The organism is Agrobacterium sp. OT33, from assembly GCF_017313365.1.
Classification (GTDB): Bacteria; Pseudomonadota; Alphaproteobacteria; order Rhizobiales; family Rhizobiaceae; genus Agrobacterium; species Agrobacterium rhizogenes_A.
In genome coordinates, this window is the sequence record NZ_JAFLMZ010000008.1 from 312,373 (window position 1) to 335,937 (window position 23,565).

The 23,565-nt window shown below is 62.8% G+C and carries 26 protein-coding genes; 6 read left to right on the forward strand and 20 right to left on the reverse strand.

Going from position 1 to position 23,565, the window contains the following annotated elements; translation table 11 throughout:
* The first annotated feature begins 4 nt into the window (after positions 1-4).
* From rocF to JZX88_RS20005, 6 genes are all read left to right on the forward strand, one after another.
* A complete protein-coding gene (gene rocF / locus JZX88_RS19980) occupies positions 5-961 on the forward strand; it encodes an arginase (RefSeq protein WP_206914544.1) in 957 nt (318 codons plus the stop codon).
* Positions 962-1,036: 75 nt separating this feature from the next.
* Positions 1,037-2,119 (forward strand): NAD/NADP octopine/nopaline dehydrogenase family protein, encoded by a 1,083-nt coding sequence (locus JZX88_RS19985; protein WP_172690975.1) that lies wholly within the window; start codon positions 1,037-1,039, stop codon positions 2,117-2,119.
* 47 nt (positions 2,120-2,166) lie between these two features.
* Entirely contained in the window at positions 2,167-3,228 is a 1,062-nt protein-coding gene (locus tag JZX88_RS19990; RefSeq protein ID WP_162996221.1) for an ornithine cyclodeaminase, read from the forward strand.
* A 19-nt stretch (positions 3,229-3,247) separates the two neighbouring features.
* Positions 3,248-4,561: a DUF3422 domain-containing protein gene (locus JZX88_RS19995; protein ID WP_173995704.1), complete on the forward strand. Its 1,314-nt coding sequence runs from the start codon at positions 3,248-3,250 to the stop codon at positions 4,559-4,561.
* Positions 4,562-4,623: 62 nt separating this feature from the next.
* The gene (locus tag JZX88_RS20000) at positions 4,624-4,848 is read left to right on the forward strand and encodes a hypothetical protein (RefSeq protein WP_172691245.1); all 225 of its coding nucleotides are present in this window, start codon (positions 4,624-4,626) and stop codon (positions 4,846-4,848) included.
* A 259-nt stretch (positions 4,849-5,107) separates the two neighbouring features.
* Complete coding sequence (locus JZX88_RS20005; RefSeq protein WP_173995703.1) at positions 5,108-6,058, forward strand: LysR family transcriptional regulator; 951 nt, start codon at positions 5,108-5,110, stop codon at positions 6,056-6,058.
* Positions 6,059-6,067: 9 nt separating this feature from the next.
* On the opposite strand, the gene JZX88_RS20010 is transcribed toward JZX88_RS20005, so the two are convergent.
* The 20 genes from JZX88_RS20010 to parA all read right to left on the reverse strand — a co-directional run bounded on the left by JZX88_RS20010 (position 6,068) and on the right by parA (position 23,540).
* Positions 6,068-6,328, reverse strand: a complete 261-nt coding sequence (locus JZX88_RS20010) for a DUF2274 domain-containing protein (protein ID WP_173995702.1) — start codon at positions 6,326-6,328, stop codon at positions 6,068-6,070.
* 4 nt (positions 6,329-6,332) lie between these two features.
* Complete coding sequence (locus tag JZX88_RS20015; protein ID WP_173995701.1) at positions 6,333-7,502, reverse strand: TrbI/VirB10 family protein; 1,170 nt, start codon at positions 7,500-7,502, stop codon at positions 6,333-6,335.
* On the reverse strand, positions 7,499-8,518 hold the full coding sequence (trbG, locus tag JZX88_RS20020; protein WP_173995700.1) for a P-type conjugative transfer protein TrbG: 1,020 nt from the start codon (positions 8,516-8,518) through the stop codon (positions 7,499-7,501). Before trbG ends, JZX88_RS20015 begins: the two co-directional genes overlap by 4 nt.
* Positions 8,515-9,204 carry a conjugal transfer protein TrbF gene (gene trbF / locus JZX88_RS20025; RefSeq protein ID WP_173995699.1) on the reverse strand — a complete coding sequence of 230 codons (690 nt, stop codon included), beginning with the start codon at positions 9,202-9,204 and terminating at the stop codon, positions 8,515-8,517. Before trbF ends, trbG begins: the two co-directional genes overlap by 4 nt.
* Positions 9,201-10,574, reverse strand: a complete 1,374-nt coding sequence (trbL, locus tag JZX88_RS20030; protein ID WP_173995698.1) for a P-type conjugative transfer protein TrbL — start codon at positions 10,572-10,574, stop codon at positions 9,201-9,203. The genes trbF and trbL overlap by 4 nt, the downstream gene beginning before the upstream one ends.
* A gap of 3 nt (positions 10,575-10,577) precedes the next feature.
* Positions 10,578-10,871 (reverse strand): putative entry exclusion protein TrbK-alt, encoded by a 294-nt coding sequence (gene trbK-alt, locus JZX88_RS20035; protein WP_173995697.1) that lies wholly within the window; start codon positions 10,869-10,871, stop codon positions 10,578-10,580.
* Positions 10,872-10,882: 11 nt separating this feature from the next.
* Positions 10,883-11,635, reverse strand: coding sequence for a P-type conjugative transfer protein TrbJ (gene trbJ / locus JZX88_RS20040; protein WP_173995696.1), 753 nt, complete (start codon positions 11,633-11,635; stop codon positions 10,883-10,885).
* Entirely contained in the window at positions 11,632-14,088 is a 2,457-nt protein-coding gene (gene trbE, locus JZX88_RS20045) for a conjugal transfer protein TrbE (RefSeq protein ID WP_173995695.1), read from the reverse strand. Before trbE ends, trbJ begins: the two co-directional genes overlap by 4 nt.
* A gap of 10 nt (positions 14,089-14,098) precedes the next feature.
* The gene (locus JZX88_RS20050; RefSeq protein WP_173995694.1) at positions 14,099-14,380 is read right to left on the reverse strand and encodes a VirB3 family type IV secretion system protein; all 282 of its coding nucleotides are present in this window, start codon (positions 14,378-14,380) and stop codon (positions 14,099-14,101) included.
* Positions 14,380-14,676, reverse strand: coding sequence for a TrbC/VirB2 family protein (locus JZX88_RS20055; protein ID WP_173995711.1), 297 nt, complete (start codon positions 14,674-14,676; stop codon positions 14,380-14,382). Before JZX88_RS20055 ends, JZX88_RS20050 begins: the two co-directional genes overlap by 1 nt.
* A gap of 122 nt (positions 14,677-14,798) precedes the next feature.
* Positions 14,799-15,794: a P-type conjugative transfer ATPase TrbB gene (trbB, locus tag JZX88_RS20060; RefSeq protein ID WP_173995693.1), complete on the reverse strand. Its 996-nt coding sequence runs from the start codon at positions 15,792-15,794 to the stop codon at positions 14,799-14,801.
* Positions 15,795-15,960: 166 nt separating this feature from the next.
* Complete coding sequence (locus tag JZX88_RS20065) at positions 15,961-16,425, reverse strand: CopG family transcriptional regulator (RefSeq protein ID WP_113136923.1); 465 nt, start codon at positions 16,423-16,425, stop codon at positions 15,961-15,963.
* Positions 16,426-16,430: 5 nt separating this feature from the next.
* A complete protein-coding gene (locus JZX88_RS20070) occupies positions 16,431-18,416 on the reverse strand; it encodes a conjugal transfer protein TraG (RefSeq protein WP_173995692.1) in 1,986 nt (661 codons plus the stop codon).
* Positions 18,417-18,443: 27 nt separating this feature from the next.
* Positions 18,444-20,183, reverse strand: coding sequence for a VirD2 family relaxase/mobilization nuclease (locus JZX88_RS20075; protein WP_173995710.1), 1,740 nt, complete (start codon positions 20,181-20,183; stop codon positions 18,444-18,446).
* A gap of 243 nt (positions 20,184-20,426) precedes the next feature.
* The gene (locus JZX88_RS20080) at positions 20,427-21,194 is read right to left on the reverse strand and encodes a lytic transglycosylase domain-containing protein (protein ID WP_173995691.1); all 768 of its coding nucleotides are present in this window, start codon (positions 21,192-21,194) and stop codon (positions 20,427-20,429) included.
* Between the two features lie 3 nt (positions 21,195-21,197).
* The gene (locus JZX88_RS20085; protein WP_173995690.1) at positions 21,198-21,533 is read right to left on the reverse strand and encodes a DUF736 domain-containing protein; all 336 of its coding nucleotides are present in this window, start codon (positions 21,531-21,533) and stop codon (positions 21,198-21,200) included.
* Between the two features lie 45 nt (positions 21,534-21,578).
* A complete protein-coding gene (locus tag JZX88_RS20090; RefSeq protein WP_173995689.1) occupies positions 21,579-22,124 on the reverse strand; it encodes a S26 family signal peptidase in 546 nt (181 codons plus the stop codon).
* Positions 22,121-22,642 (reverse strand): DUF2840 domain-containing protein, encoded by a 522-nt coding sequence (locus tag JZX88_RS20095; RefSeq protein WP_173995688.1) that lies wholly within the window; start codon positions 22,640-22,642, stop codon positions 22,121-22,123. The genes JZX88_RS20090 and JZX88_RS20095 overlap by 4 nt, the downstream gene beginning before the upstream one ends.
* Positions 22,639-22,890, reverse strand: a complete 252-nt coding sequence (locus JZX88_RS20100; protein WP_173995687.1) for a hypothetical protein — start codon at positions 22,888-22,890, stop codon at positions 22,639-22,641. Before JZX88_RS20100 ends, JZX88_RS20095 begins: the two co-directional genes overlap by 4 nt.
* Entirely contained in the window at positions 22,887-23,540 is a 654-nt protein-coding gene (gene parA, locus JZX88_RS20105; protein ID WP_173995686.1) for a ParA family partition ATPase, read from the reverse strand. The genes JZX88_RS20100 and parA overlap by 4 nt, the downstream gene beginning before the upstream one ends.
* Between the last annotated feature and the right edge of the window lie 25 nt (positions 23,541-23,565).

The following is a 23,565-nucleotide window of genomic DNA, read 5'->3' on the forward strand; positions in this document are numbered from 1 at the left end:
AGAAATGAACGCCTCGCGGCGTCGCAAGGAGAATGAGTTGAAGACGTGCCAAATCCTGGGAGCCCCCGTTCAAAGCGGCGCATCCCAACCCGGATGCCTGATGGGGCCTGATGCTTTTCGGACTGCCGGCTTGTCGCGAGCTTTGACGGAACTGGGCTGGCTTGTCACCGATCTCGGAGATGCGACGCCGACGGCGGAGCCCGAAATCAGTCACACCAATTCCGCTGTTAAGAACCTCGACGCTATGGTGGGATGGACGCGCAGTCTCTCCAAAAAAGCGCTGGAGATGGCCCGCAGCTGCGATCTTCCGGTTTTTCTCGGCGGCGATCACTCAATGTCTGCCGGCACCGTTTCCGGGGTGGCCGAACGAGCGGCCGAACTCGGCAAGGAGCAATTCGTCCTCTGGCTGGACGCGCACGCAGACCTGCATACCCTACACACGACTGCAAGCGGCAATCTTCATGGCACGCCGGTCGCCTACTATACGGGCCAGCCTGGCTTCGAAGGGCTACCGCCGCTGGCAGCGCCTGTGGATCCCCGCAACGTATCCATGATGGGGATTCGCTCGGTCGACCCGGAAGAAAGGCGCCGGGTTGCCGAGATCGGTATCGAAGTCGCCGACATGCGGGTTCTGGACGAGCAAGGCGTCGTACGCCCGCTGGGCGTCTTTCTTGACCGCGTGAGCAAGGCCAAGGGCAGATTGCACGTCAGCCTCGACGTCGACTTCCTCGATCCCGGGATTGCGCCGGCGGTGGGCACCACGGTTCCGGGCGGGGCGACTTTCCGAGAGGCACACCTCATCATGGAGATGCTCCATGACAGCGGTCTCGTCACCTCGCTCGACCTTGCGGAGCTCAATCCGTTTCTGGACGAGCGAGGACGTACGGCCCGACTGATGACCGATCTTGCCGCGAGCCTGTTCGGCAGGCGCGTGTTCGACCGGGTGACAACAGCATTTTGACCACTGGGTGTGGCCCGGTGCGATCGAGGTTTGCCTCTCGCATCGAGACAACCCTTCGAAACCAGGAGGAAGAAGATGAAGGTTGGAATAGCGGGAGCAGGATCGATCGCCATTGGATATGCGGCGTTCCTCTTACAGAATGGCCATGAGCCATTGATCTGGTCGCGTTCACGCGAAAGAACTACTGATTTCTCTGCCGGCGCGCCGGTGAAGATCACGGGTGCTATCAGCATGGAGTTCCACCCGCACATCTGCACGAACGCCGAGGAATTGGCCGAAGCCGATGTGATCGTGCTGGCACTGCCAGCCTATGGTCACCGCTTTGTTCTCGACGCTCTTCTGCCGCACCTCAGCGCACGTCATTCGGTGATCATCAGCGCCCATCTTTCCTTTGCGGCGCTCTACCTCGCCAAGGGGCTGGCCGAGCGTGGAATCGAGATTCCAATCACGGCATGGAGCACGACTGTGCTGACCTGCAAGCCGCGGGCAGCGGATACGTTCAACATCGGTGCCATCCGGGCAAAGGTCGATATGGCGACCCTACCGGCACGCTTCGCAGGACGGGCGCACGAAACATGCGTCGCTCTGTTCGGCGATCGGTTCGACGTTAAGGACGACATCCTCACGATCGCATTGAGCAACCTCAATCCCCAGGACCATATGGGAATCGCGCTTTGCAATTTGTCGCGTATCGAACGCGCTGAGGACTGGGGTCAGAACACCAATGTCACCCCGGCCGTCGGGCGCTTCCTGGAAGCGCTCGATCTTGAGAGGCTGGCAATCGCGTCCGCTTTCGGCAAGACGGTCCGATCCACCTTCGATCACTTCCGATTATCGTTCGACATATCCGGCCAATCGGTTTCAGAAATATCATCGATCCTGGTCGAGCGCGGAAGCGACCCGGCAGGTCCGAAGAGCCTCGATACTCGCTACGTGCTCGAAGACGTTCCCTTTGGTCTGATCCCCACCCTGCATTTGGCAAAAGCAGCCGGCGTATCGGCGCCTTTGCATGAAAGCGGCGTGCGAATTTTAAGCGCCTGCTACGGACGCGACTTTTCCGAAGAAAACGACCTGCTTCCAGACCTCGGCCCGCTGGATCTGCCCACGCTCAAGAAACGGGTAGTTACCGGGTACGCGATCACGGCCGAACCCGTGTGATCGGGGCTCGTCCGGCAGTCTATCAAACCAATAAAGGGGGCCAAAAGATGCCAGCAATTGTCAACCTCAACATCGTTCCGTTCATCAGTGTTGAAAACATGATGGATTTGGCGGTCAGCACCGGGATCGAGAACTTCCTTGTTCAACTGGCCGGCTACATTGAAGAAGATTTCCGGCGCTGGGAAAGCTTCGACAAGATTCCACGCATCGCCTCGCATTCGCGGGACGGCGTGATTGAACTCATGCCGACGAGCGACGGCACCCTCTACGGCTTTAAATACGTCAACGGCCACCCGAAAAACACGAAGTCGGGACGCCAGACGGTGACCGCGTTCGGCGTGCTCTCCGATGTCGATAGCGGCTATCCGCTGCTGCTGTCGGAAATGACAATCCTGACGGCCTTGCGAACGGCCGCGACCTCCGCGATCGCGGCAAAGTATCTGGCCCGTAAAGATGCGCGCACGATGGCGCTGATCGGCAACGGTGCCCAAAGTGAGTTCCAGGCTTTGGCCTTCAAGGCGCTGATCGGCGTCGATCGGATACGGCTTTACGACATCGACCCCGAGGCGACTGCTCGCTGCTCCCGCAATCTCCAGCGGTTCGGCTTTCAGATCGAGGCCTGTACGTCTGCGGAACAGGCAGTCGAGGGTGCCGATATCATTACGACCGCGACGGCCGATAAGCACAATGCCACGATCCTGAGCGACAATATGATCGGCCCCGGCGTCCACATCAACGGCGTCGGCGGCGACTGCCCAGGCAAGACCGAGATGCACCGCGATATCCTGCTGCGCTCGGATATTTTCGTGGAGTTTCCGCCACAGACCCGGATTGAAGGCGAGATCCAGCAACTCGCGCCCGATCATCCTGTTACCGAACTTTGGCGCGTCATGACTGGCCAGGACGTCGGCCGAAAGAGCGACAAGCAAATCACGCTTTTCGACAGCGTCGGATTTGCGATCGAGGATTTTTCGGCGCTGCGTTACGTCCGCGACCGCGTTGAGGGATCAAGCCACAGCAGCCCACTCGACCTTCTAGCCGACCCAGACGAGCCAAGGGATCTTTTCGGAATGCTGCTCCGGCGGCAAGCCCTGCTGGCCGCGTCCTGAACCTGGGAAGGCTAACAATATGACATCCTCGCCTGAGAATTCAACACAAGCGCTCTCGCCTCATCGCGATCGTGCATCTGTTCTCGGCGAGGTTCATGCGCGGCCGTTTCGCCCGATCGAAACCCCAGCCCGTCTTGTCCATTTTGCGTTTCAATCCGTAGAGCCTGACAGGGATGCGGAGCGCAGGATACTCTCGGCGCTTTGCGAGGAAAAGGGCCACGAGCCTATTCCGGCCCACGCTCGACATCACCGTGTGTCATTCGAGAATGTTCATTTGCGCTGGGAACGGCACAACGAATTCACGACATACTGCTGGTACTACAAACACCCTGGACCAGAGGGCTTCTCGCTCGCGGCGGCTTCCATGGCCCCCGAAATGTATACGCTCCCTCAGCCTGGCCCGCACCTCGTCGCCGTCGATCTGCATATTGTCGAAGCATCCTCCATACCTGAGCTGGACACGATTTTCGCGAAGGAATCCCTGTGCGTTATGACCGCCGAGAAGGGAGCGGTCACCGTTGCGACGGATTTCAAGCCGGATAATCGTGGCTTCGTGAAAATCCTGGTCATCAACACCGACGTGCCAGCCATGCGCATCGGTGCGCTGGTGCAGCGTCTGCTGGAACTCGAGACCTATCGGCTGCTGGCACTTTTATGTCTTCCGGAAGCTCAACGATTGGAGCCCTCCATCCGGGAGATTGAAAACTCGTTGGTTGAGACGACCCAGGAAATGACAGGGGCTCTTGCACTGGAAGACAACGAACGTCTCTTGGACAAGCTCGTCGTGCTCGCTGCGCGACTTGAGGCAGGGGCCGCGAAGTCGTTGTTCCGTTTCGGGGCTAGCCGTGCCTATCAGAACATCGTGCTTGGCCGGATCGGAGCCATCGGCTTTGAACCGGTGGCCGATCGCGAGACATTCCCGGCCTTCCTGAGCAGGCGGATGGCGCCGGCGCTGCAAACCTGCTTTTCGATAGAAGAGCGGCAAATCAATTTGTCCCGGAAACTGGCGAGGGCAACCCAGTTGCTGCGCGCCAAGGTCGACGTCGCAATGGAGAAGCAAAACCGCGATATCCTGGAAAGAATGAGCGAGCGAGCGCAATTGCAGTTGCGATTGCAGCAGACCGTCGAGGGCCTCTCGATCGCTGCTGTCAGCTACTATGTTGTCGGCTTGCTGGGATACACCTTCAAGGGTGTGTTCCATACTCTTCATTTCTCGAATGATGAACTGGCGATGAGCATTCTCAGCCCAATCGCGATCGTGGCTGTCGCTTTGTTTGTGCGCCATCGTACGCGGCACCCTCATTCGGCACCGAAACATCCTAGCAGGACCTGAAAAGGTTGATTGAACAGCAATTCTCTGACCCGTGCTGGCACGAGAAATTCGGGAGACGACAGATGGTTGAGCAGGCCGATGACGACCTCAGCGAAGAGCAGGAAAGGGAAGTAAATCTCCTCGCGAATTACCGGCCCATTGGCATAAGAGCTGTTTTATCAGCTTGTCTTGCACAACAAATCGCTTCGAAGACTGCCATAGAACCAAACAAAGATAATGATCCGCAATGTGCAAACCGTGGCACGGGGAAACGTGGGCTTGGTTTAGCGACAGGCAAGAGAGAGTGAAGAAAGCCACACCAAGGTGGTCGGGCAACAGGCCATCGAGCGGATAGAGACGACAAGGAAACTGGCGACACTTAGACGGAGGACGAGGAATGCAGCATTGGTTGAACCAGCTGGCCGATCTTGCCGCAAATCAGGGCAGCGAGAGCATGAAATATGTTTGTACTACATGCGCCCTGCAGATTTTTGTTGGCACGCATGGCAACCCGTCCTTTATCTCCTCAGAAACCGCCTAGAGCGTAGATGGCATGGAACGATACACATGCCAGACCTGTCACTCGACCTACGTTACCTGACCTATGCCATTCTTGTTGCGGAGCACGGAAGTTTTCGGGCGGCGGCACAGGCTCTTGATCTCTCGCAATCAACAATCAGTCGACGAGTTCAGTTATTGGAGCGCCGCATCGGCATTGCGTTGTTCGATCGCAGCCGCAAAGGCGCCGAATTGACGCCAGCCGGAGCGCGGTTCCTCCAGTCGGCTGCGGTTGGTGCGTCGCATATGGAGCAGGCGATCCTTGACACACGCAAAGCTCATCGTGGGGAGATCGGGGAGTTGCGAATTGGTGTGGTCACGTCTCTGGCCAACGGCTTTCTCGGAGACCTGCTGGAAAGCTATCGCGCGGCTTATCCGTCGGTCGAGGTACGTGTGGAAGAGGTTTCGCAGCGGATCGCCGGCACTCGTTTGCTCAGCCGGCGTCTTGATGTGGCGTTTCTGGCAGGGGCGCCGGAACTGCCTGGCTGCACGACGACAAGGATGTGGAATGAACGTCTTGTCGTAGCGTTGCCGAAAAGTCATCGTCTCGCGGAGCTGCCAAGCCTTCCCTGGGACGACCTGCGTGAAGAGACCTTTTTGAGCCCGGCTAACGATAAGGGCGTCGAAATGGAATCTTTGCTTTTAAGGAAGCTGTACGAGAGCGGGTCAAGTCCAGGCATCTCGGTCCACGACGTCGGACGGGATGACCTGCTTACCCTCGCGGCTCGCGGTTTCGGCGTGTTCATGACGCTGGAATCGACAGTCAGCGAGGATTACAGGAACCTTGCGTTCGTTCCCGTTGGTGATGACACAGACATCGTTGAGTTCAGTGCGGTATTGCTCACAGAGCATCAAAATCCTGCGATCTCGCCGTTTCTAAAATTTGCGGCCGCACGATCTTTCTATCCGATCGAGAAGCCGGCCGCTCGTTCGGATCTGAAGCCGGCCTCGGGAACATAGCAAGGCGTCTTATGCCGAGCGGCCTGTATCCGGGCCATGACCAGCGTTTCGCCGTGGAATCCGGCGAGCCTTTGCAAAGCCTCGGTCTGTCGCCATGAACCGTTCAATCATGGGAGCGATGAGCTTTGCCGGTTCGAGTGCTGGCTGGCCCGTCTCACCGCCAAGTACCTCAGCATAGGCCACCAGATCGCGGTGAAGTGTGGCCGGCAGTTCCACCGTGAGCTTTACAGGCTTATCGTCGGCAATGGGTCCGAGCTTTAATTTGGCCATTGGGTCAACCTCTATAGGGCTCCATCACGAGATCCCGGGTGACGATAATCCGGACCGGAAATCCGGGCCTGATGGTCAGCGTCGGCGCGATCTGCAACTGACGTTGGATGATCTGTTGTCCGGCATCATTGATCGTATCCTGGCCACCGTTGCGGATGGCCTGGATCAGCCGATCATCGTCGTCCGTGGCGAGTTCTGCGCCAACCGAGAGCAGCGTCGAAAGACCGGCTGCCTTCGCCAGCTCCCACCAGTGGTAGTCGACACCATCCTCGAGACCGGCATAGCCCTGCGTATCGGCGCCAGGCTGTCGTTCAAGGACGATGGATCGTCCATTCGGGAATATCAGACGGTTCCAGACCAGGAGGACACGCCTCTGGCCGAAGCCGACATTGTTGTCATATTCGCCAATGATGCGGGTGCCCTGCGGCACAAGCAGAATGCGGCCGGTCGGGCTGTCGTAGATGTTCTCGGTGACCTGGGCGGTAATCTGGCCGGGGAGATCGGAGCGAATGCCGGTGATAAGCGCTCCGGATATCACCGAACCGGCATGCAGCACATAGGGCGACGCCGGCGGCATCACGCGATCGGCGGCAACGGTGCGGCGATCGATGGCAGCGTTGAGGAAGGCGGCTTGCCGGTCCTGTGCCGTGGGAGCGCCGGCCTGATCGAGACCGGCAAGATTCGGCATCGTATTCGCGTTGGGCGTTATCGCGCTTGCCGTTGTCCGTGTTTCTGTCTGGAAGAACACGCGGCTGGTTCGGGCGGCTTCCGCTTCGGCAAGGCGTCGTTGCTCGGCCGGATCGACGTTCGGAGCCGTCATTGTCGGCACAGCGACAGGCTGACCACGATCCCGCGCACTGAGGATCGGACGACCGAGATCCCCCGGCAAAGCCGGCCCCAGGATGGGACCGGTATAGTCCCGCGGCAAGCCTGCCAAACCGTCGGCAGTGGTCCGGTTCTCAGTCGAGTAAAGCTCTTCGCCACCATTGCCGCGGTCTCGAGTCTGAAGCGCATAAATCAACGCGCCACCGATACCGAGCGACGCGACGAGGCCAAGTCCGGCGAGCACCTTGCGCGATAGCCGGGTGACGCGCGGCGGTTCTGCTCGCAAGCGCATGTGTGGAACAGGACCGGGGGCCTGGGTTGCATCTTCGCGGTTGTCGGCCTCGCTCATGACGACCGCCCTCCTTCCTTGGTTTGGGCTGTCGGCACCTGCACGACTCCGCTTGTGCGGACGATCCTCACAGTCTGCTGATGCTTGCCGCTGCCCAAGCGCAGTTCCGCCGCACCGAAGAGGCGATCGACGATCAGGATGTTCCGATAGATTCGGGTATTGGCGATCTGCGCCTCGCCTTCCGGGCCGATGACGAAGAGCGGCGGGAATTCCCCCTGTACGATGCCGCGCGGAAATTCGACATAGACCTTGCGGCCATCGTCATAAACGGAGACCGGCCGCCAGGGCGGCGTGTCGCCGGTGAGGCCATAGCGGTAGTTTCGCGCCGCCACGGCCGGAATAGCTGGCGTGTCGGGGATGGATTGTCGAGAGCCCGGCACCTGTGGATAGGACCAGGCGACCGATGGCATGTAGGGTTTTTCACCGGAGCGTAATTCGATCAGGTAGGTACGGCGATCAGTGGAAATCACCAGGTTGGTGGTGATGTCGGGACGTGAGGGTTTCACCAGCACATGCACGCGCCGGGTGGTGCCGCTGCCGCTCTCGGTATCGCCGATAATCCAGCGCGTAGTATCGCCGGCGGCGATCGGCCCGGCTCCGGTCAGGCTTTCGCCGGGTTCGAGCGCGATGTCGGTGATCTGGCCGGGTGCGGCATAAACCTGATAAAGGGCGCCCTCGCTCCAGGGATAGATCTGGATGGAGTTGTAGTAGCCTTCCCGGCGCGGCTCGACACGGGCCGCGTCATTGGCATTCTGAATCCGCCCGGTCGGGGTGGTTGCCGTGGCTCCTCCGCGCGCCGGCGTCCAGCCAGGCGGAATGTGCAGCGACTTCGGACGATCATCGGTCAGCACGGCAGGAACGGCCGGCAATGCCGGCACATCGGCGTCATAGCGGATCTGTGGCGGCTTCTGCAGTGTAGCGCAGCCGGCAAGGGAGGCGGCGGACAGGAGCACGGCAGCAAATGCGGGTTTGCGGAAAGAAGGGTTTCCGGATTTGCGGATCGGCGGCTTATTCATTCGCCCATCTCCCTCGACCATGAAATCGCGTTGACGTAGATGCCGAGAGGATTGGCCTTGAGCCGTTCAGCATCGCGGGGCGCCTGGAGCACGATGGTCAGGATCGCGGTCCAGCGTTCGGTGGTGGAAAGCTGACCATTCTCGTAGCGGCGCTCGATCCAGGCGACACGGAAGCTGTCGGGAGACGCGCGAATGACGCTCGACACCTCGACGGCGACCTGCTGCTTGCCGACCTTGGTGAAGGGGTCGTTGGACCGCGCATAGTCGTTCAGCGCTGTTGCGCCGCGATCCGTCGTCCAGTCATAGGCGCGGAGCCAGTTCTGGCGGACGATGATGGGATCGGCGGGAGTGCTCCTGACCTGTTCGATGAATCTCGCCAGATGCCATGCGACCTGCGGATCGGTGGGACGATAGTCGGCCGTGGCAGCTGCGACGGTCTGGGCCTGGCCGAGCTTGTCGACCTGTACGACCCACGGCACGACGGTCCCACGCGTGGACTGCCAGACGAGTGCTGCGGCAAAGCCCGCCGAAAGGATCAGGCTTCCGAAGGCCATGAACCTCCAGTTCCGCGCCTGCACACGGGCCGAACCGATACGTTCGTCCCAGATCTGTGCGGCCTTCTGATAGGGCGTTTCGGGTTGCGGCGTCTTGCCGTAATGGGTTGCCGGTCGTTTGAACAAGCTCATGAGCGGTCACTTTCGGAGAGATTGACGGAAGAGCCACCACCATGGCTGTCGCCGGAACGAACGGCATGGGCGGCCGCGGAAACGCCGTGGCTGAAGTGCTGGCTGCGTTTCATGCGCCTGGCCCAATCGGGGGCGCCATCGCGCGAACCCGATGGGGTGGCGGCAAAGGAATCGTCATTGGCGGGATCGGCACCGCCGACGGTGCCAAGCGTGGAAGAGCCGCCGGTCGCGCTGAAGCCGTCTTTCACGCCTTCGGAAAAATTCGATTTGACTCTTTCGGCCGCCTGCCCGGCTGCGCGCTTGAGCGGCGAGACGGCAGCGGAGCCTGCACCGCGAGCAACACCGCCGAGACCGGACGCCACGCCCGAAGCGCCGCTCTGTCCCATCGATCCGAGATTATAGGCGGTAGATGCGGCACCCGCCGCCGCTGCTCCACCCCGAACGGCGGCCGCGCCACCGGACAATGCCGCGGCGCCACCCCGCAAGGCCAGACCGGCCGCGCCGCCCGCGGCAAGCGCTGCGCCACCGACGGCAAGGCCGGTGCCGACGGCAGCGCCCGCGCCGAGCTGCGGGCCACCGGAAACGAGACCGTTGGCGATGCCGGGACCAAAAATGCCGAGGCCCAGGAGAGAAAGCGCGGCAAGCACGACGGCCATAGCATCGTCGATTGTCGGTGTGGCGCCGCCGAAACCGACGGTGAACTGGCTGAACAGGGTGGAGCCGATGCCGATGATGACGGCGAGCACCAGGACCTTGATGCCGGAGGACACGACATTGCCGAGAACCCTTTCGGCCATGAAAGCAGTCTTTCCGAACAGCCCGAACGGGATGAGCACAAATCCCGCCAAGGTGGTCAGCTTGAATTCGATCAGCGTGACGAACAGCTGGATGGCCAGAATGAAGAACGCCAGCAGGACGAGCGCCCAGGCGAACAGCAGGCATGCGATCTGAATGAAATTCTCGAAGAATGCCACCCAGCCCATCAGGTCGGAAATGGATTCCAGCAGCGGGCGGGCTGCGTCGAGACCAACCTGCGCCACCCGTCCAGGGCGAAGGAGATCCGCCGTCGAAAAGCCGGTGCCCGACCCTTTGAGGCCGAGGCCGGCAAAGCTCTCGAAGATAATGCGGGCGAGATTGTTCCAGTTCGAGATCAGGTAGGCGAAGACGCCCACGAACAGGGTCTTTTTCACCAGACGGGCGATGATGTCGTCGTCGGCGCCCCAGCTCCAGAACAGGGCGGCGAGCGTCACGTCGATGACGATCAGCGTGGTGGCGATGAAGGCGACCTCGCCGCTGAGAAGACCGAACCCGCTGTCGATATAGGAGGTGAAGACCCCGAGGAAATTGTCGATGACGCCGCTGCCACCCATGACTCACTGCCCTTCGATGGTTTGTGGGGCGACCGGCACGGAAGTCCTGCCAAGGAAGCGGTCTCGTGTTTCCGACCAGACACGCAGGCATTCGGGATCGCTGGTGGCAGCCTGCCCAAGCTGCTGGCACCGGCGCTGGCCGAGCCGGAGGGGATCTGCCGGCGTTCCGACGGCCGCTGTGGATCGTGTCCATGGCGCGGGAGCCTCACTCTTTCTGATCATCTTTGTCGCCGTCGCGGTAATCGCGACGGCGACAAAGACGACGGCGCCCAGGCGGGCCAGCATCTTCCCGTCCATGGCCCGGGCCCTCAGTTGAACATCTTGGCGCTGCCGGCCTGATAGCCGGAGCCCGGCGTCAGAAAGCGCTGACGCTGCACGCGTCCCTGTTCGGCCGCGGCGGCGCGTTCGGCCTCGGTGAGTGCAGTGGACCGGCCATTGGCGGCAAGCAGGGCCGTGAGGTCGGAAAGCTGCTGCGACTGAAGGGCGAGAAGCTGGTTGCCTGCCTGCGCCGCCTGAAGCGCGCCGGTCGCGCTCTGGCTCTGACCGACCAGTTGCGACATCTCGGTGCGGTTGGTGTCGATATTGCCGACGACGGTGGCCTGCACGCGCATGGCGTCCTGAAGGCCGCCGACGCTGTTCTTCCAGCGCTCCTTTGCATCGGCGACGAGCTGCGCGTCGGTCGCCGAAAGCGAGACATTGGCGTATTTCGACTGAAACGCCTGATCGATCTGGCCAACGTCGAACGCGATGTTCTGCGCTTGGCTGAGAAGCTGCTGCGTGCGCTGAACGGACTGCTGGATCTGCTGCAACGACGAATACGGCAGGCTCGCCAGATTGCGGGCCTGGTTGATCAGCATCTGCGCTTCGTTTTGCAAGCTGGTGATTTGGTTGTTGATCTGCTCCAGCGCGCGCGCGGCGGACAGGAGGTTCTGCGAATAGTTGGTCGGGTCGTAGACGATCCAGGCGGCGGACGCCGGCGGCGCCAGAACGATCGAGGCCGGGCCTGAGAAGGTGAGAATGGATGCGGCAAGCAGTGCCGCGCGGAAACGGTGGGTCTTCATGATTGAGCCTCCTTGTCGGGCTGGGGGACGAGATTGGCGAGGTCAGGAATGAGGTCCGCGGCCCAGTCGACGCCGCGCAGGCGCAGCCAGGCGGCAAGGAAGCCGTCCCGGCCGTGCTCGGCGAAGACGCGGGCGATGGCGGACTGGTCGGATTTCGAGGAGGCAGCCGTGAGGGCGAGACCGACTTCGGACAGGCCCAAATCGAACAGGCGGTTCCCCCTGCGGCTTTGGCAGTAGTAGTCCTTTTTTGGCGTGGCCCGCGCGAGGATCTCGATCTGGCGCGCGTTCAAGCCAAATCGCTGATAGATCGCGGTGATCTGCGGTTCGACAGCGCGCTCATTTGGAAGAAGCAGACGCGTCGGGCAACTTTCGATGATCGCCGGGGCGATCGCCGAACTGTCGATATCCGACAATGATTGCGTGGCGAAGATCACGCTGGCGTTCTTCTTGCGCAGGGTTTTCAGCCATTCCCGCAACTGCCCGGAAAAGGCTTCATCATCGAGCGCCAGCCAGCCCTCATCGATGATGAGCAAGGTGGGCGAGCCATCGAGCCGATCGCCGATGCGATGGAACAGATAGGACAGGACGGCCGGTGCTGCGCCGGTGCCAACCAGCCCCTCGATCTCGAAGGCCTGCACAGACGCGCTGCCGAGGTGCTCGGTTTCGGCATCGAGCAGCCGGCCATAGGGACCGCCGACGCAATACGGCCTGAGCGCCTGCTTGAGGTCGTTCGATTGCAGCAGCACCGTCAGGCCGGTGATGGTGCGTTCCTCGACGGGCGCCGAAGCGAGAGAGGTCAGCGCCGTCCAGATATGCTCCTTGACATCAGGCGTGATCGCGATGCTTTCGCGCGTCAGGATGGCGACGATCCAGTCGGCCGCCCAGGCGCGTTCGGGCACGTCATGGATGCGCGCAAGCGGCTGGAGCGAGACGGAAAACGCATCCCCTTCGGTCAGATCGCCGCCCAGATCATGCCAGTCGCCACCCATGGCGAGTGCCGCGGCCCGGATCGAGCCTCCGAAATCGAAGGCGAAGACCTGCGCCTGGGCGTAGCGACGGAACTGGAGCGCCATGCAGGCGAGCAACACGCTCTTTCCCGAGCCGGTCGGCCCGACGACGAGCGTGTGTCCGACATCGCCGACGTGAATGGAAAGCCGGAACGGGGTGCTTCCCTCGGTCTTGCCAACGAGCAAGGGGCCGCTACCCAGGTGGTCATCCCGTTCCGGCCCCGCCCACACGGCACTGAGGGGAATCATGTGGGCGAGATTGAGCGTCGAGATCGGCGGCTGGCGCACGTTGGCGTAAACATGCCCCGGCAGCGAGCCAAGCCAGGCATCGACGGCATTGATGGATTCCGGCATCGCCGTGAAGTCGCGGCCCTGGACCACCTTTTCGACAAGCCGGAGCTTTTCGTCGGCAAGGCGGGGATCGGTGTCCCAGACGGCGATGGTCGCCGTCACATAGGCCATACCGGCATAGTCTGCGCCAAGTTCCTGGAGCGCGATGTCCGCGTCGGTCGCCTTGTTCGCGGCATCGGTATCGACCAGAACCGAAGCCTCGTTGGTCATGACTTCTTTCAAAATGGCGGCGATCGACTTGCGCTTCGCAAACCACTGGCGGCGGATGCGGGTGAGCAGCCTGATGGCATCGGTCTTGTCCAGGAGGATCGCGCGTGTCGACCAGCGATAGGGAAAGGCGAGCCTGTTCAGTTCGTCGAGAATTCCGGGCGTGGTCGCGGTCGGGAAACCGACGATGGTGAGGATGCGCAAATGAGCGTCGCCAAGGCGCGGCTCCAGCCCGCCGGTCAGAGACTGATCGGCCAGCAGCGCGTCCAGGTACATCGGTGTTTCGGGAACGCGGACACGGTGCCGTTTGGTCGAGACTGTCGAGTGCAGGTAGGTCAGCGTCTCGGCATCATCGAGCCAGTGGCATTCGGGCATAAAGCCGTCGAGCAGCGCCAGCACACGATCGGTGCGATCGACGAAGCCGCGCAGGATCTCGTTCGGATCAACGCCAGATCGTTCCCGCCCCTCATAGAGCCAGGTCTCGGCACGCGCCGCATCTTCGGCAGGCGAGAGATAGGTGAAAGTGAGGAAGTAGCCGGAAATGAAATGACTGCCCTGCTCTTCGAAATCGGCCTTGCGTTCGGCGTCAAGCAGCCCCGAGGCCGGATCAGGAAAGCGGTCGTCGGGATAGGTCGCGGCCTCCTGGCGCTGCGCTTCCACGAAGATCGCCCAGCCGGAGCCGAGACGCCGGAAGGCATTGTTCAGCCTGGCGGCGACAGCGACCAGTTCGGCAGCAACAGAGGATTCGAGATCCGGACCGCGAAATTGGGCGGTCCTTTGCAGCGATCCGTCCTTGTTGAGAACGACACCTTCGCCGACAAGCGCGGCCCAGGGCAGGAAATCCGCGAGGCGGCTGGCGGTGCGGCGGTATTCGGCAAGGTTCATCATGGACGCGCCCTCACACCGACAGATGTCCGGGGATACGAAGGTGACGACGACCGACTTCCACGAAAAGCGGATCGCGTTTCGCCGCCCAGACCGCCGCGAAATGCCCGACCGCCCAAATGGCGAGGCCGACCAGCCAGAGACGGAGGCCGAGGCCGACGGCTCCGGCGAGCGTCCCGTTCATGATGGCGACGCTTCGGGGAGCGCCGCCGAGCAGGATGTGCTCGGTCAGCGCCCGATGTACGGTGACGGTGAAGCCCGGCACTTCGTTAGCGTGTTCCAGAACACCCGCCATCAGATGAGCGCTCCGCCGCCGAAGCTGAAGAAGCTGAGAAAGAAGGAACTGGCCGCGAAGGCGATCGACAGGCCGAAGACGATCTGGATCAGCCTCCTGAAGCCGCCGCTCGTATCGCCGAAAGCCAGCGCCAGGCCGGTCGCAATGATGATGATGACGGCGACGATCTTGGCGACCGGCCCTTCAATGGATTCGAGGATCGATTGAAGCGGCGCCTCCCACGGCATGGAGGACCCGGAAGCATGAGCCGGCGCAGCCGCCATCATCATGATCGTGGCGACGGAAGCCGGGCTCATGAAGTGGCGACGGAAGCCGCGCAAAGACGGCGTGTGCCCGCTCGCCTGAACCGGCACCATGGACAAGATGATGGGCGGGCTGAAGTGCTTCGACAGAACGGGCGGGACACGGAGGGACATGACTATTCTCCTTTCGGGAGCGGTTGGCGGTCGGGGGAAAAGCGTGCGGGGGCGACGCGGTAGTCGCCGTCCGGGCCGAGTCCTTCGACACGGGCAAGTTCGCAGAGCCGGCGCGCGGGTCCGCGACCGGAGAGAACCGCCACGATGTCGATGGTCTCGGCGATCAGTGCCTTGGGGACGGTGACGACAGCTTCCTGAATGAGCTGTTCGAGCCGGCGGAGCGCTCCGATGCTGGTGCCGGCGTGGATGGTGCCGATGCCGCCGGGATGCCCCGTTCCCCAAAGTTTGAGGAGATCAAGGGCTTCAGGGCCTCGCACCTCGCCGACGATGATGCGATCGGGCCGGAAGCGCATCGCCGAGCGCGCCAGATCTGTCAGATTGGCGATGAAGTCCTTGGTGCGCATCGGCACCTTGTTCTCGGACTGGCTTTGAAGCTCGCGCGTGTCCTCGATGATGAGAAGCCGGTCCTGCGCCTTCGCGACTTCGGCCAGCAGTGCATTGGTAAGCGTCGTCTTGCCGGTGCCGGTGCCGCCTGCGACCAGCACGTTGGCGTGCGAGGCGACGGCCTCGCGCAGCAACGCCGCCTGATCGGCGGTCATCGTTCCTGCCGAAACATAGTCGTCGAGGGTGAACACCGAGATCGCCGGCTTGCGGATGGCGAAGGCCGGACCTGTGACGATCGGAGGCAGGAGACCTTCGAAGCGTTCGCCGCTGTCGGGCAATTCGGCCGAAACACGCGGAGCGCCAGCATGAACCTCCGCGCCGACATGGTGAGCAACCAATCGGATGATGCGTTCGCCATCCGCGGGCAAGATGCGCTCGCCGGTGTCGGACATGCCCTCCGAGAGACGGTCGATCCACAAGCGCCCATCGGGATTGAGCATCACTTCGACAACGCCGGGATCTTCCAGAAAGCGGGCGACGGCAGCACCCAACGCGGTGCGCAACATCCGAGCGCCACGCGCAAAGCCTTCCGAATTTCGATGCGAGACTGCCATCCGATCCCCGTTTCTCGCCGGGGAAATCAGACGGTCCCCGGACGGGGATGATTAAAAGAGCCGGAAGTTCATGCGATTCAACAAGGAAATGGCGTCGTAGTAGTATAGCGTGCAAATACAGGAAAACGGCGATGGAGCTGTCTTCTTGAACCAACCGAGGCGACGACTATTCGCGGGATGTGCCCGCGTGTGGCGTGACCTGTCCATCGGATGAGTCGGTGATGTCCTCGGAGATTTCCTGCCTGAGTTTCGGCCCCTGTGCCAGACGTCGGCCGAGTGCCGTGACGAACGCCTCGTAGCGTTCGCCGGCCTTGGCCCGCGCCGCCTGTGCGGCCGGTTCAGGCAAGGCTGGCGTGGTGGCGAGCCAGAAGCGGACGAAGACGGCCAGCGTTTCGACCGAGATACCGACATCGCGCTCCAGTCGCGTCATGCGGCGGTCGATCTGATCGAGGCGCTTGGCGATCAATGCCTCCCGCCGTTCGGCGTCGTCCGGCGACAGGAAGGAAGCGACGGCCGCCTCCGCAATCAAAGACATCGGCTGCTCCCGGCGCGCTGCATAATCCGAGAGCATCGTCATGACGTCAGGTTCGAGATAGACGGAGATCTGCGCTTTCTTTTTTCTGCCAGTCATTGGGGTCACAGCTCCATCCCGTCATTCGGATCAAGCGAGACCTGTCGCGCCACACTTTGCATGAGGCGGGCCATTCGGCGGTTCCGGGTGGCTTCCTCCTCCATCTCATCGGGAGGATCGATCTCGAATTCGTTTTCGATGGGCTCCTTCTTCTCGACAGGTTTCACGCGGCTCAGTTCGGGTTGACGCCGGCGCTCGGATTCGGTCGGATCCTCATCCTCCTCGGCGACGCCCGCCACGGCTTCGTTGAACGGGAGACGGGCCGGGATCGGCAGGCGGCTCCAGTCGTCCGGATGCGGTTCGCCGGTACGGACCAGCTTCGGCGGCGGCAGTATCCGCTCCTGAAACCTTGCATCCTCGAAGTATCGCGCCTTCTTCGCCCGGATCGGCGGCGTTCCTGCGACCATGACGATTTCGTCAGCCGGGGGAAGCTGCATGATCTCGCCAGGGGTGAGCAGCGGCCGCGCGGTTTCCGAGCGCGAGACCATCAAATGCCCGAGCCAGGGCGACAGCCGATGCCCGGCATAGTTCTTCATCGCCTTCATTTCGGTGGCGGTGCCGAGCGCGTCGCTCACCCTCTTCGCGGTCCTTTCGTCATTCGTCGCGAACGACACCCTCACATGGCAATTGTCGAGGATCGAGTTGTTCGGCCCATAGGCTTTCTCGATCTGGTTCAGCGACTGGGCGATCAGGAATGATTTGAGGCCATAGCCCGCCATGAAGGCCAAGGCGCTCTCGAAGAAATCCAGCCTGCCCAAAGCCGGAAACTCGTCCAGCATCAGCAGCAGCCGGTGACGCCCGCCCCTCGCCTGCAAATCCTCGGTCAAACGGCGGCCAATCTGGTTTAGGATGAGGCGAATGAGCGGCTTGGTGCGATTGATGTCGGACGGCGGCACGACGAGGTAAAGCGTCGTCGGGCGCTTGCTGCCGACGATGTCGGTAATGCGCCAGTCGCAGCGCCGCGTCACTTCGGCAACGACAGGATCGCGGTACAGGCCCAGAAACGACATGGCGGTCGAAAGCACGCCCGATCGCTCGTTGTCGGATTTGTTCAGCAGCTCACGCGCGGCCGACGCGATAACCGGGTGCGGGCCTGCGTCACCCAAATGCGCGGTCTTCATCATCGCGGCGAGCGTCGATTCGATCGGCCGCTTCGGATCGGACAGAAATGCCGCGACGCCGGCCAGCGTCTTGTCCTTCTCGGCATAAAGGACGTGCAGGATCGCTCCGACCAGCAGCGCGTGGCTGGTCTTCTCCCAATGGTTCCTTTTGTCCAGCGACCCTTCCGGATCGACCAGGATGTCGGCAATGTTCTGGACGTCGCGGACTTCCCATTCACCCCGCCGCACCTCGAGTAGCGGATTGTAGGCTGCCGATCGTGCATTGGTCGGGTCAAACAGCAGCACTCGGCCGTGCCGGGATCGGAAGCCGGCGGTAAGTGTCCAGTTCTCCCCCTTGATGTCGTGGACGATGGCCGAACCTGGCCAGGTGAGCAGCGAGGGCACGACCAGGCCGACGCCCTTGCCCGATCTCGTGGGCGCAAAACATAAGACGTGCTCCGGGCCATCATGCCGCAGATAGGCCCGATCAAGCCTGCCGAGAACAACACCGTCCTGGTCGAGCAGACCGGCGGCCTTCACTTCCTCCAGCTCGGCCCAGCGCGCCGATCCGTAGGTCGCAACATTCTTTGCCTCGCGCGCCCGCCAGACCGACATACCGATCGCAACCGCGATGGCGATGAAGCCGCCAGACGCCGCGATCATACCGCCTTCGACGAAGATCGGTGGCGCATAGGCATCGTAGAAATACCACCACCAGAAGAAGGCCGGTGGATAATAAATCGGCCAGCCGGCCACCTCGAACCAGGGCTGGCCGAGCTGGGGCTGGAAGCCGAGGCGCCAGGCTGTCCATTGTGTCGCCCCCCAGGTCGTCATCAGCACGATCAGGAAGACGGTGAGGATCTGGCCCCAGAGAATTTTCGTCGCGGACATGGCGTTGGTCCTTTCATGTATTGAGGTTTAAAGGCCGAGCCCCCGCTTGCGGCCAAAACTCCAGTCGATGCCGCCGTCGTTGCGGGCGACGCCGGAGACGTGGCGACCGAGCTGTTTTTCCAGGGATGGCGACCACGGTACGAGCTGGAAGCCGAGACCGTCGTCGATCATCGCGTAGCGGCCGGAGGCGAGCGCGAAGCGTTGCCGATAGGTGCCGGCGACATGTTCGCCGCCTGCGGCCCCGTTGAATGGCTGGCCCGTCTCGGTGGCGAGTTTCTCGCCAAGCGCATCGAGTTCGCGGCGGCGCAAGGTGTCGACGAGCCGGCGGGCGAACACCACGCTGCGGCCCTGGCGCTCGGCAAGACCTTCGGAGATCAGATGGTCAGCGCGCCGGTCCATAGCCTGCTGCACCTCGGCGCCGAAGCCGCCATCGGAGAGCGACAATGGTTCTCTTGCCACCGCCTGCCGGTCGAGCCAAGTCGCGCCCGATGCCGTGACCTGTCGCTCGATGTCGAGATCGGAGCGAACGGCGAGCGCGACGCGGCGCTCACCACGCGCGTCATCGAACTTGCGCAGCTCGACAATCGAGCCGGGAGCGCTGTCGCCGGCCGCATCGAGATCGGGCAGCTTGATGTGATGGGTACGGCCATCGACGCCGTCGACGACGGCGTAGGCCGAGCCCTTCAGTTCGTCGTCGAGACCGCGATCGACCAGGCGACCGATGATCGGCTCATCGAGGCTTTCACCGGCCAGCACATAGTTGGCCGAGCCGCGTTCGATGCCACGGTCCGTCAACGCCTTGTGCATCCGTTTGATGATGTCGCCGCGCTCGCCGAGTTCGCGCAGCACGGCCTCGGCTTCCGGCTTGATGAACCATTGCGAGTGGCCAACCTGTCCAGCCAGGCCAAGGACTTCCAGCTTGCGCAGTCGTCCGACCTTCAGGGCGTGAAACTCGTCTGGCGTGCGATCCGGTTGCGGCGCAAGATCGATGATGCCGGTTTCTCGTGCATCCCGGACAAGCTGGCGGTCGAGCTGGGTCCATCGCTCCGATTCAATCTGGCGCTCCAGCGTGCGGCGGATGTCGAGGTCGGTGCGCGGCCCCAGTTCCTGGGTGATAAAATCGCGCGCCCGGTCGCGCATTCCCTCCTTGATGTAGTCGCGAGAAATGACGAGATCCTGGCCATCGTTGCGGACGCCGCGCACGATCAGATGGACATGGGGATGCTCGGTGTTCCAGTGATCGACGGCCACCCAGTCGAGCCGGGTGCCGAGGTCCTTCTCCATCTGTCCGACGAGATCACGGGTGAAGGACTTGAGATCGGACATTTCCAGCGCGTCGTCGGGCGAGACGATGAACCGGAAATGATGCCGGTCATCCTGGCTCCGCTCGGCGAAGGCGCCGGCGTCAGCATTCTCGGTGTCCGGCCCGAACAGGCGGGCCTTTTCCCCGTCACGGGTCACTCCCTCTCGGCGCAGATAATTGAGATGGGTGCCGAGCGGCGCAGTGCGTGCCGAATGCCGCACGACACGCGCCTTGACGACGGCGCCGCGCGAGCGCGACGAGATCAGGCGATTGGCCTGGATGCTGGCGCGCTGGCCGTGACCGAAGCGCGAGCGATTGCCGGAGACCACGCGGCCGGAGCGCGATACGCCGCCGCCGGCCTTCTTCGCAGCGGCGAGCGCCTGCGAAATGAAAGGCCGCGCCGATTGCGCCCGGCTGGACCGGATGCGCCCCGGACGGATGCGGAACTCGCGCTCATCGGCCATGGCAGAGCCCTGCAATGTGCAAAAAGTCTTTCGGATACAGAGAGTTGGGTCGTTGACGCACATTGCGCGCAAGCGCGGCAATGTGCGGAACAGGCCAGAAACCCCAGCAAAAACAATCACCCGACCGCCGCGCAATGTGCGCCCTTTTATCCTGCCATCCTCCGGTTGCTTCTCCTGCCTCCACCCCCGGCACCCTCCGTGATGCGCCAGAGCCCGACAGGATGCGAAAGAACCGGTTGAGGGTCATTGCGGACCGTCCCTCTCGCGCCGGGCGAGGAAAATGGCGTCTGGCTGCGATGCGGCGGCGCGATCGTCCTGTGCCGGAACGGAAGGTTGCCGGCCGCTCGACGGATGATCGGCGGCTCGATCATCGGCAAGCCGGCGGTTATCGCCGCGGGCCACGAAGAGCGGTGCCTCGCGCCAATCGGCCTGTGGCTGGAGTGCGGTTCGCGGCCTGTCCGCAGGAGCTGCACTGCCCAGAGCGGGTGCGAGCAAAGCGACATAGGCGCGCGTTTCGGCCGGCAGGGAACGGCCGGTTGCGAGGTGCTCGTCATAGCGCGCCGGGCCGGCATTGTAGGCCGCGAGCATAGCGGGCACAGTGCCGTAGCGGTCGAGCATCTCGCGTAGATAGGCCGTACCGGCGATGATGTTATCACGCGGATCGAAGGGATCGCTGCCGAGCCTGTAACGGGCACGCAGTTCGTCCCATGTACCGGGCATGATCTGCATGAGCCCGAGGGCACCGGCAGGCGATACGGCGCGCACGTCGTCATGGCTTTCGGCACGCTTCACCGCGACGATCCATGTCTGCGGGATGCCGAAGCGCTGCGATGCCTCGGCGATGTGCGTAGCATAAGGATCGGCGGTCGCGGTGCGTGTCGCTGGCAGTGTCTGCGCCCATACCGAGACCGTGGCAGGCGCGGCGAAGGCCAGGCCGGAAAGGAGAAAAAGGACAGCCCTATGCCAGACGGCTGACCGACCGGCATAGGAGCTATGACACGGAGCCGGCACCGCTCAATCCTCCTTGCGTGATTTGAAGGGCCGGTTCATGTGCAGCCCCCAGACCGTACTGTCGCCGCCGGACTGGAACAGGTTGGCGCGTAGCGGTTTGGCAAAGAGCGGGCTGTCGATCTCGATGGAAACATATTCGCCGGCGCGTTCACCGACATGCTTCCAGCCCGCGCCGATATCGGAACCCTCGTCGCCTCCGAGCAGGACGCGATAGTCAGGAGCGTTCTCGGAGCCCGAGTGCTCGGCGGGAACAAGCGTGATGTCTTCCCTGATGCCGAGTGCTCTGAACTCTCCTTCAAAGCCAGTTTCCGTCCGGGTGAATTGACCAATCTGGGTCATGCTTGCCTCCTTGGATCTGCGGTGGGAATGGGCATGGGCACGCCGTCACCGCGTCGGCGCGCGCCAAACGAAGTGGCCGTGGCCGTCTTCATCGGTGTAGAGGGGGATTGCCCGGCCAATCACGGCGGAAGCTGGAAGCGGCCCGAAGTAGCGGCCGTCGAGACTATCTGCGACTTCCCAGTTCATCAGGAAAAGCTCGTCGTCGGCGACAGTGCGGCAACCCTGCCAGACAGGCAGGTCGCGGCCCATCTTGTCTCGGCTGAGAGCGGATCCGACGGCAACGCCATCGATCATGATGTCGCGCCCGATCCGGCAAACCTGCTGTCCCGGCAGACCGAGGACGCGCTTCAGGAGCGGGGCGCCGCGACCGACATAACCGCGCCCGACCATGAAGTCGGCGAGCGGTTCTGGCGGCATGACGGCGACCAGTTCGGGCACCTCCAGCCGGTCGGCCGGTCCGATGGTGTAGAGCCCGAGCGGCGCGCTGGCGGTGGCGTTCCAGACGAGCCTGGTCGACGTCGGAATGAACGCGGCGACGGAAACACCCATTGCCACGAAACACGTCACCATGACATAGCCGAAGCGGGTCATCGTCCGATCCCCCGCCGCTTGAGCCATGCCTCATGGCGTTCGACAGTGTACGGACGCGGTAGGTGACCTGCCTGCATTCTGTGGGCGATATGGCGCCAGTGATCGGGCGCCACGTCGCAAGCGTCGATGCCGGCGCGCTCCAAGGCGTCGATGTGGCGCAGCACGTCCTCGACCTTGGGCCAGCCCTCGATCTTCAGGAGAATTTCGCCGCCGGGGCGCACGAAGGGCAGCGTCTGATAGGCTTCGCCCGGCTTGACGGCGCGCACGATGTCGATGCGCGATATGATCGTGCCGAAATCGTTGGCCGCCCATCGGACGAACGCGAACATGCTGTTCGGCCGGAACGACACGACGCGCCGGCGGCGATCGAGGATCAGTTCGTGCGCTTGCTCGCCGAACCTGATCCAGTATTCGATCTTCTTCTCGATCCATGTCAGCTCGACATGGGTCATATCGTCGGTGGAGCGTGCGGACGGCAACAGGCCGCCGCGCAAGCGGGGAGCCGCGTTGCCGGTCATGAGGGGTCTCCTTCGGTCGGGGGGAATTCGCGCGCGAGCAGGTCGCGCAGCATGTCGGCGACGGTGACGCTGCGCCGGAAGGCGGCGATCTTGATCCGTCCGCGCAGCTCGGGTGTTACGTCGATGGTGAGCCGTGCGGTGAACCCGCCGGCGTCACCATTGCGTGGCGGCGCCTCGGCGGCCTTGATCCAGTGATCCGGGTCGGCAGGCCGAGCGGCGAAACCTTTACGGGACGGACGCTCGGTCACGATGACCCCCTTCCGATTCCGAGACGATCGATCTCGACGGCCAGCGCCGCGATCTCGCGTGCAGCCGGCATGTCGTCATCAAGTTCGCAGACAAGGCGGCCAGATTGCGCAGCCGCGGCGAAGGCGATGCGCTGGCCGATCGTGCTGGAAAGCGCTGGCGGATCGTGATCGGCCAGAGTCTCGGCCGTCTCACGCGCCAGTACCGTGCGCGCGCCGCAGCGGTTCAGGACGAAGCGCGCGGCGAGATCCGGCCGATAGATGCGCGCTTCGCGCAGAAGCGCGAGCATCTCGGCCGACGCCCAGCCGTCGAGTGGCGAAGGCTGCACCGGGATCAGCACGAGATCGGCGGCGAGCAGCGCCGAGCGCATCAGCCCGGCGACCCGAGGCGGGCCGTCGATGACGACATGATCGCCGTTCCGTGCGAGCTCAGGCGCCTCGCGGTGGAGCGTGTCGCGCGCCAGGCCGACGACGCCGAACAGGCGCGGAAGCCCTTCATGCTCGCGCTGCTGCGACCAGTCGAGCGCCGAGCCCTGCGGGTCGGCATCGATCAGGGTGACGCGCTTTCCGCGCGCTGCCCATTCACCGGCGAGATTGAGCGCCAGCGTCGTCTTGCCGGCACCGCCCTTCTGATTGAGGAAGGCCACGATCATCGCGTGCCTCCCGAACGGTCGTCGA

What these genes read in the sequence shown, in the direction of transcription:
- rocF (WP_206914544.1), top strand. Translation starts at nt 5, where the DNA reads ATGAACGCCTCGCGGCGTCGCAAGGAGAATGAGTTGAAGACGTGCCAA.
- JZX88_RS19985 (WP_172690975.1), top strand. Translation starts at nt 1,037, where the DNA reads ATGAAGGTTGGAATAGCGGGAGCAGGATCGATCGCCATTGGATATGCG.
- JZX88_RS19990 (WP_162996221.1), top strand. Translation starts at nt 2,167, where the DNA reads ATGCCAGCAATTGTCAACCTCAACATCGTTCCGTTCATCAGTGTTGAA.
- JZX88_RS19995 (WP_173995704.1), top strand. Translation starts at nt 3,248, where the DNA reads ATGACATCCTCGCCTGAGAATTCAACACAAGCGCTCTCGCCTCATCGC.
- JZX88_RS20000 (WP_172691245.1), top strand. Translation starts at nt 4,624, where the DNA reads ATGGTTGAGCAGGCCGATGACGACCTCAGCGAAGAGCAGGAAAGGGAA.
- JZX88_RS20005 (WP_173995703.1), top strand. Translation starts at nt 5,108, where the DNA reads ATGCCAGACCTGTCACTCGACCTACGTTACCTGACCTATGCCATTCTT.
- JZX88_RS20010 (WP_173995702.1), bottom strand. Translation starts at nt 6,328, where the DNA reads ATGGCCAAATTAAAGCTCGGACCCATTGCCGACGATAAGCCTGTAAAG.
- JZX88_RS20015 (WP_173995701.1), bottom strand. Translation starts at nt 7,502, where the DNA reads ATGAGCGAGGCCGACAACCGCGAAGATGCAACCCAGGCCCCCGGTCCT.
- trbG (WP_173995700.1), bottom strand. Translation starts at nt 8,518, where the DNA reads ATGAATAAGCCGCCGATCCGCAAATCCGGAAACCCTTCTTTCCGCAAA.
- trbF (WP_173995699.1), bottom strand. Translation starts at nt 9,204, where the DNA reads ATGAGCTTGTTCAAACGACCGGCAACCCATTACGGCAAGACGCCGCAA.
- trbL (WP_173995698.1), bottom strand. Translation starts at nt 10,574, where the DNA reads ATGGGTGGCAGCGGCGTCATCGACAATTTCCTCGGGGTCTTCACCTCC.
- trbK-alt (WP_173995697.1), bottom strand. Translation starts at nt 10,871, where the DNA reads ATGGACGGGAAGATGCTGGCCCGCCTGGGCGCCGTCGTCTTTGTCGCC.
- trbJ (WP_173995696.1), bottom strand. Translation starts at nt 11,635, where the DNA reads ATGAAGACCCACCGTTTCCGCGCGGCACTGCTTGCCGCATCCATTCTC.
- trbE (WP_173995695.1), bottom strand. Translation starts at nt 14,088, where the DNA reads ATGATGAACCTTGCCGAATACCGCCGCACCGCCAGCCGCCTCGCGGAT.
- JZX88_RS20050 (WP_173995694.1), bottom strand. Translation starts at nt 14,380, where the DNA reads ATGGCGGGTGTTCTGGAACACGCTAACGAAGTGCCGGGCTTCACCGTC.
- JZX88_RS20055 (WP_173995711.1), bottom strand. Translation starts at nt 14,676, where the DNA reads ATGAGCCCGGCTTCCGTCGCCACGATCATGATGATGGCGGCTGCGCCG.
- trbB (WP_173995693.1), bottom strand. Translation starts at nt 15,794, where the DNA reads ATGGCAGTCTCGCATCGAAATTCGGAAGGCTTTGCGCGTGGCGCTCGG.
- JZX88_RS20065 (WP_113136923.1), bottom strand. Translation starts at nt 16,425, where the DNA reads ATGACTGGCAGAAAAAAGAAAGCGCAGATCTCCGTCTATCTCGAACCT.
- JZX88_RS20070 (WP_173995692.1), bottom strand. Translation starts at nt 18,416, where the DNA reads ATGTCCGCGACGAAAATTCTCTGGGGCCAGATCCTCACCGTCTTCCTG.
- JZX88_RS20075 (WP_173995710.1), bottom strand. Translation starts at nt 20,183, where the DNA reads ATGGCCGATGAGCGCGAGTTCCGCATCCGTCCGGGGCGCATCCGGTCC.
- JZX88_RS20085 (WP_173995690.1), bottom strand. Translation starts at nt 21,533, where the DNA reads ATGACCCAGATTGGTCAATTCACCCGGACGGAAACTGGCTTTGAAGGA.
- JZX88_RS20090 (WP_173995689.1), bottom strand. Translation starts at nt 22,124, where the DNA reads ATGACCCGCTTCGGCTATGTCATGGTGACGTGTTTCGTGGCAATGGGT.
- JZX88_RS20095 (WP_173995688.1), bottom strand. Translation starts at nt 22,642, where the DNA reads ATGACCGGCAACGCGGCTCCCCGCTTGCGCGGCGGCCTGTTGCCGTCC.
- parA (WP_173995686.1), bottom strand. Translation starts at nt 23,540, where the DNA reads ATGATCGTGGCCTTCCTCAATCAGAAGGGCGGTGCCGGCAAGACGACG.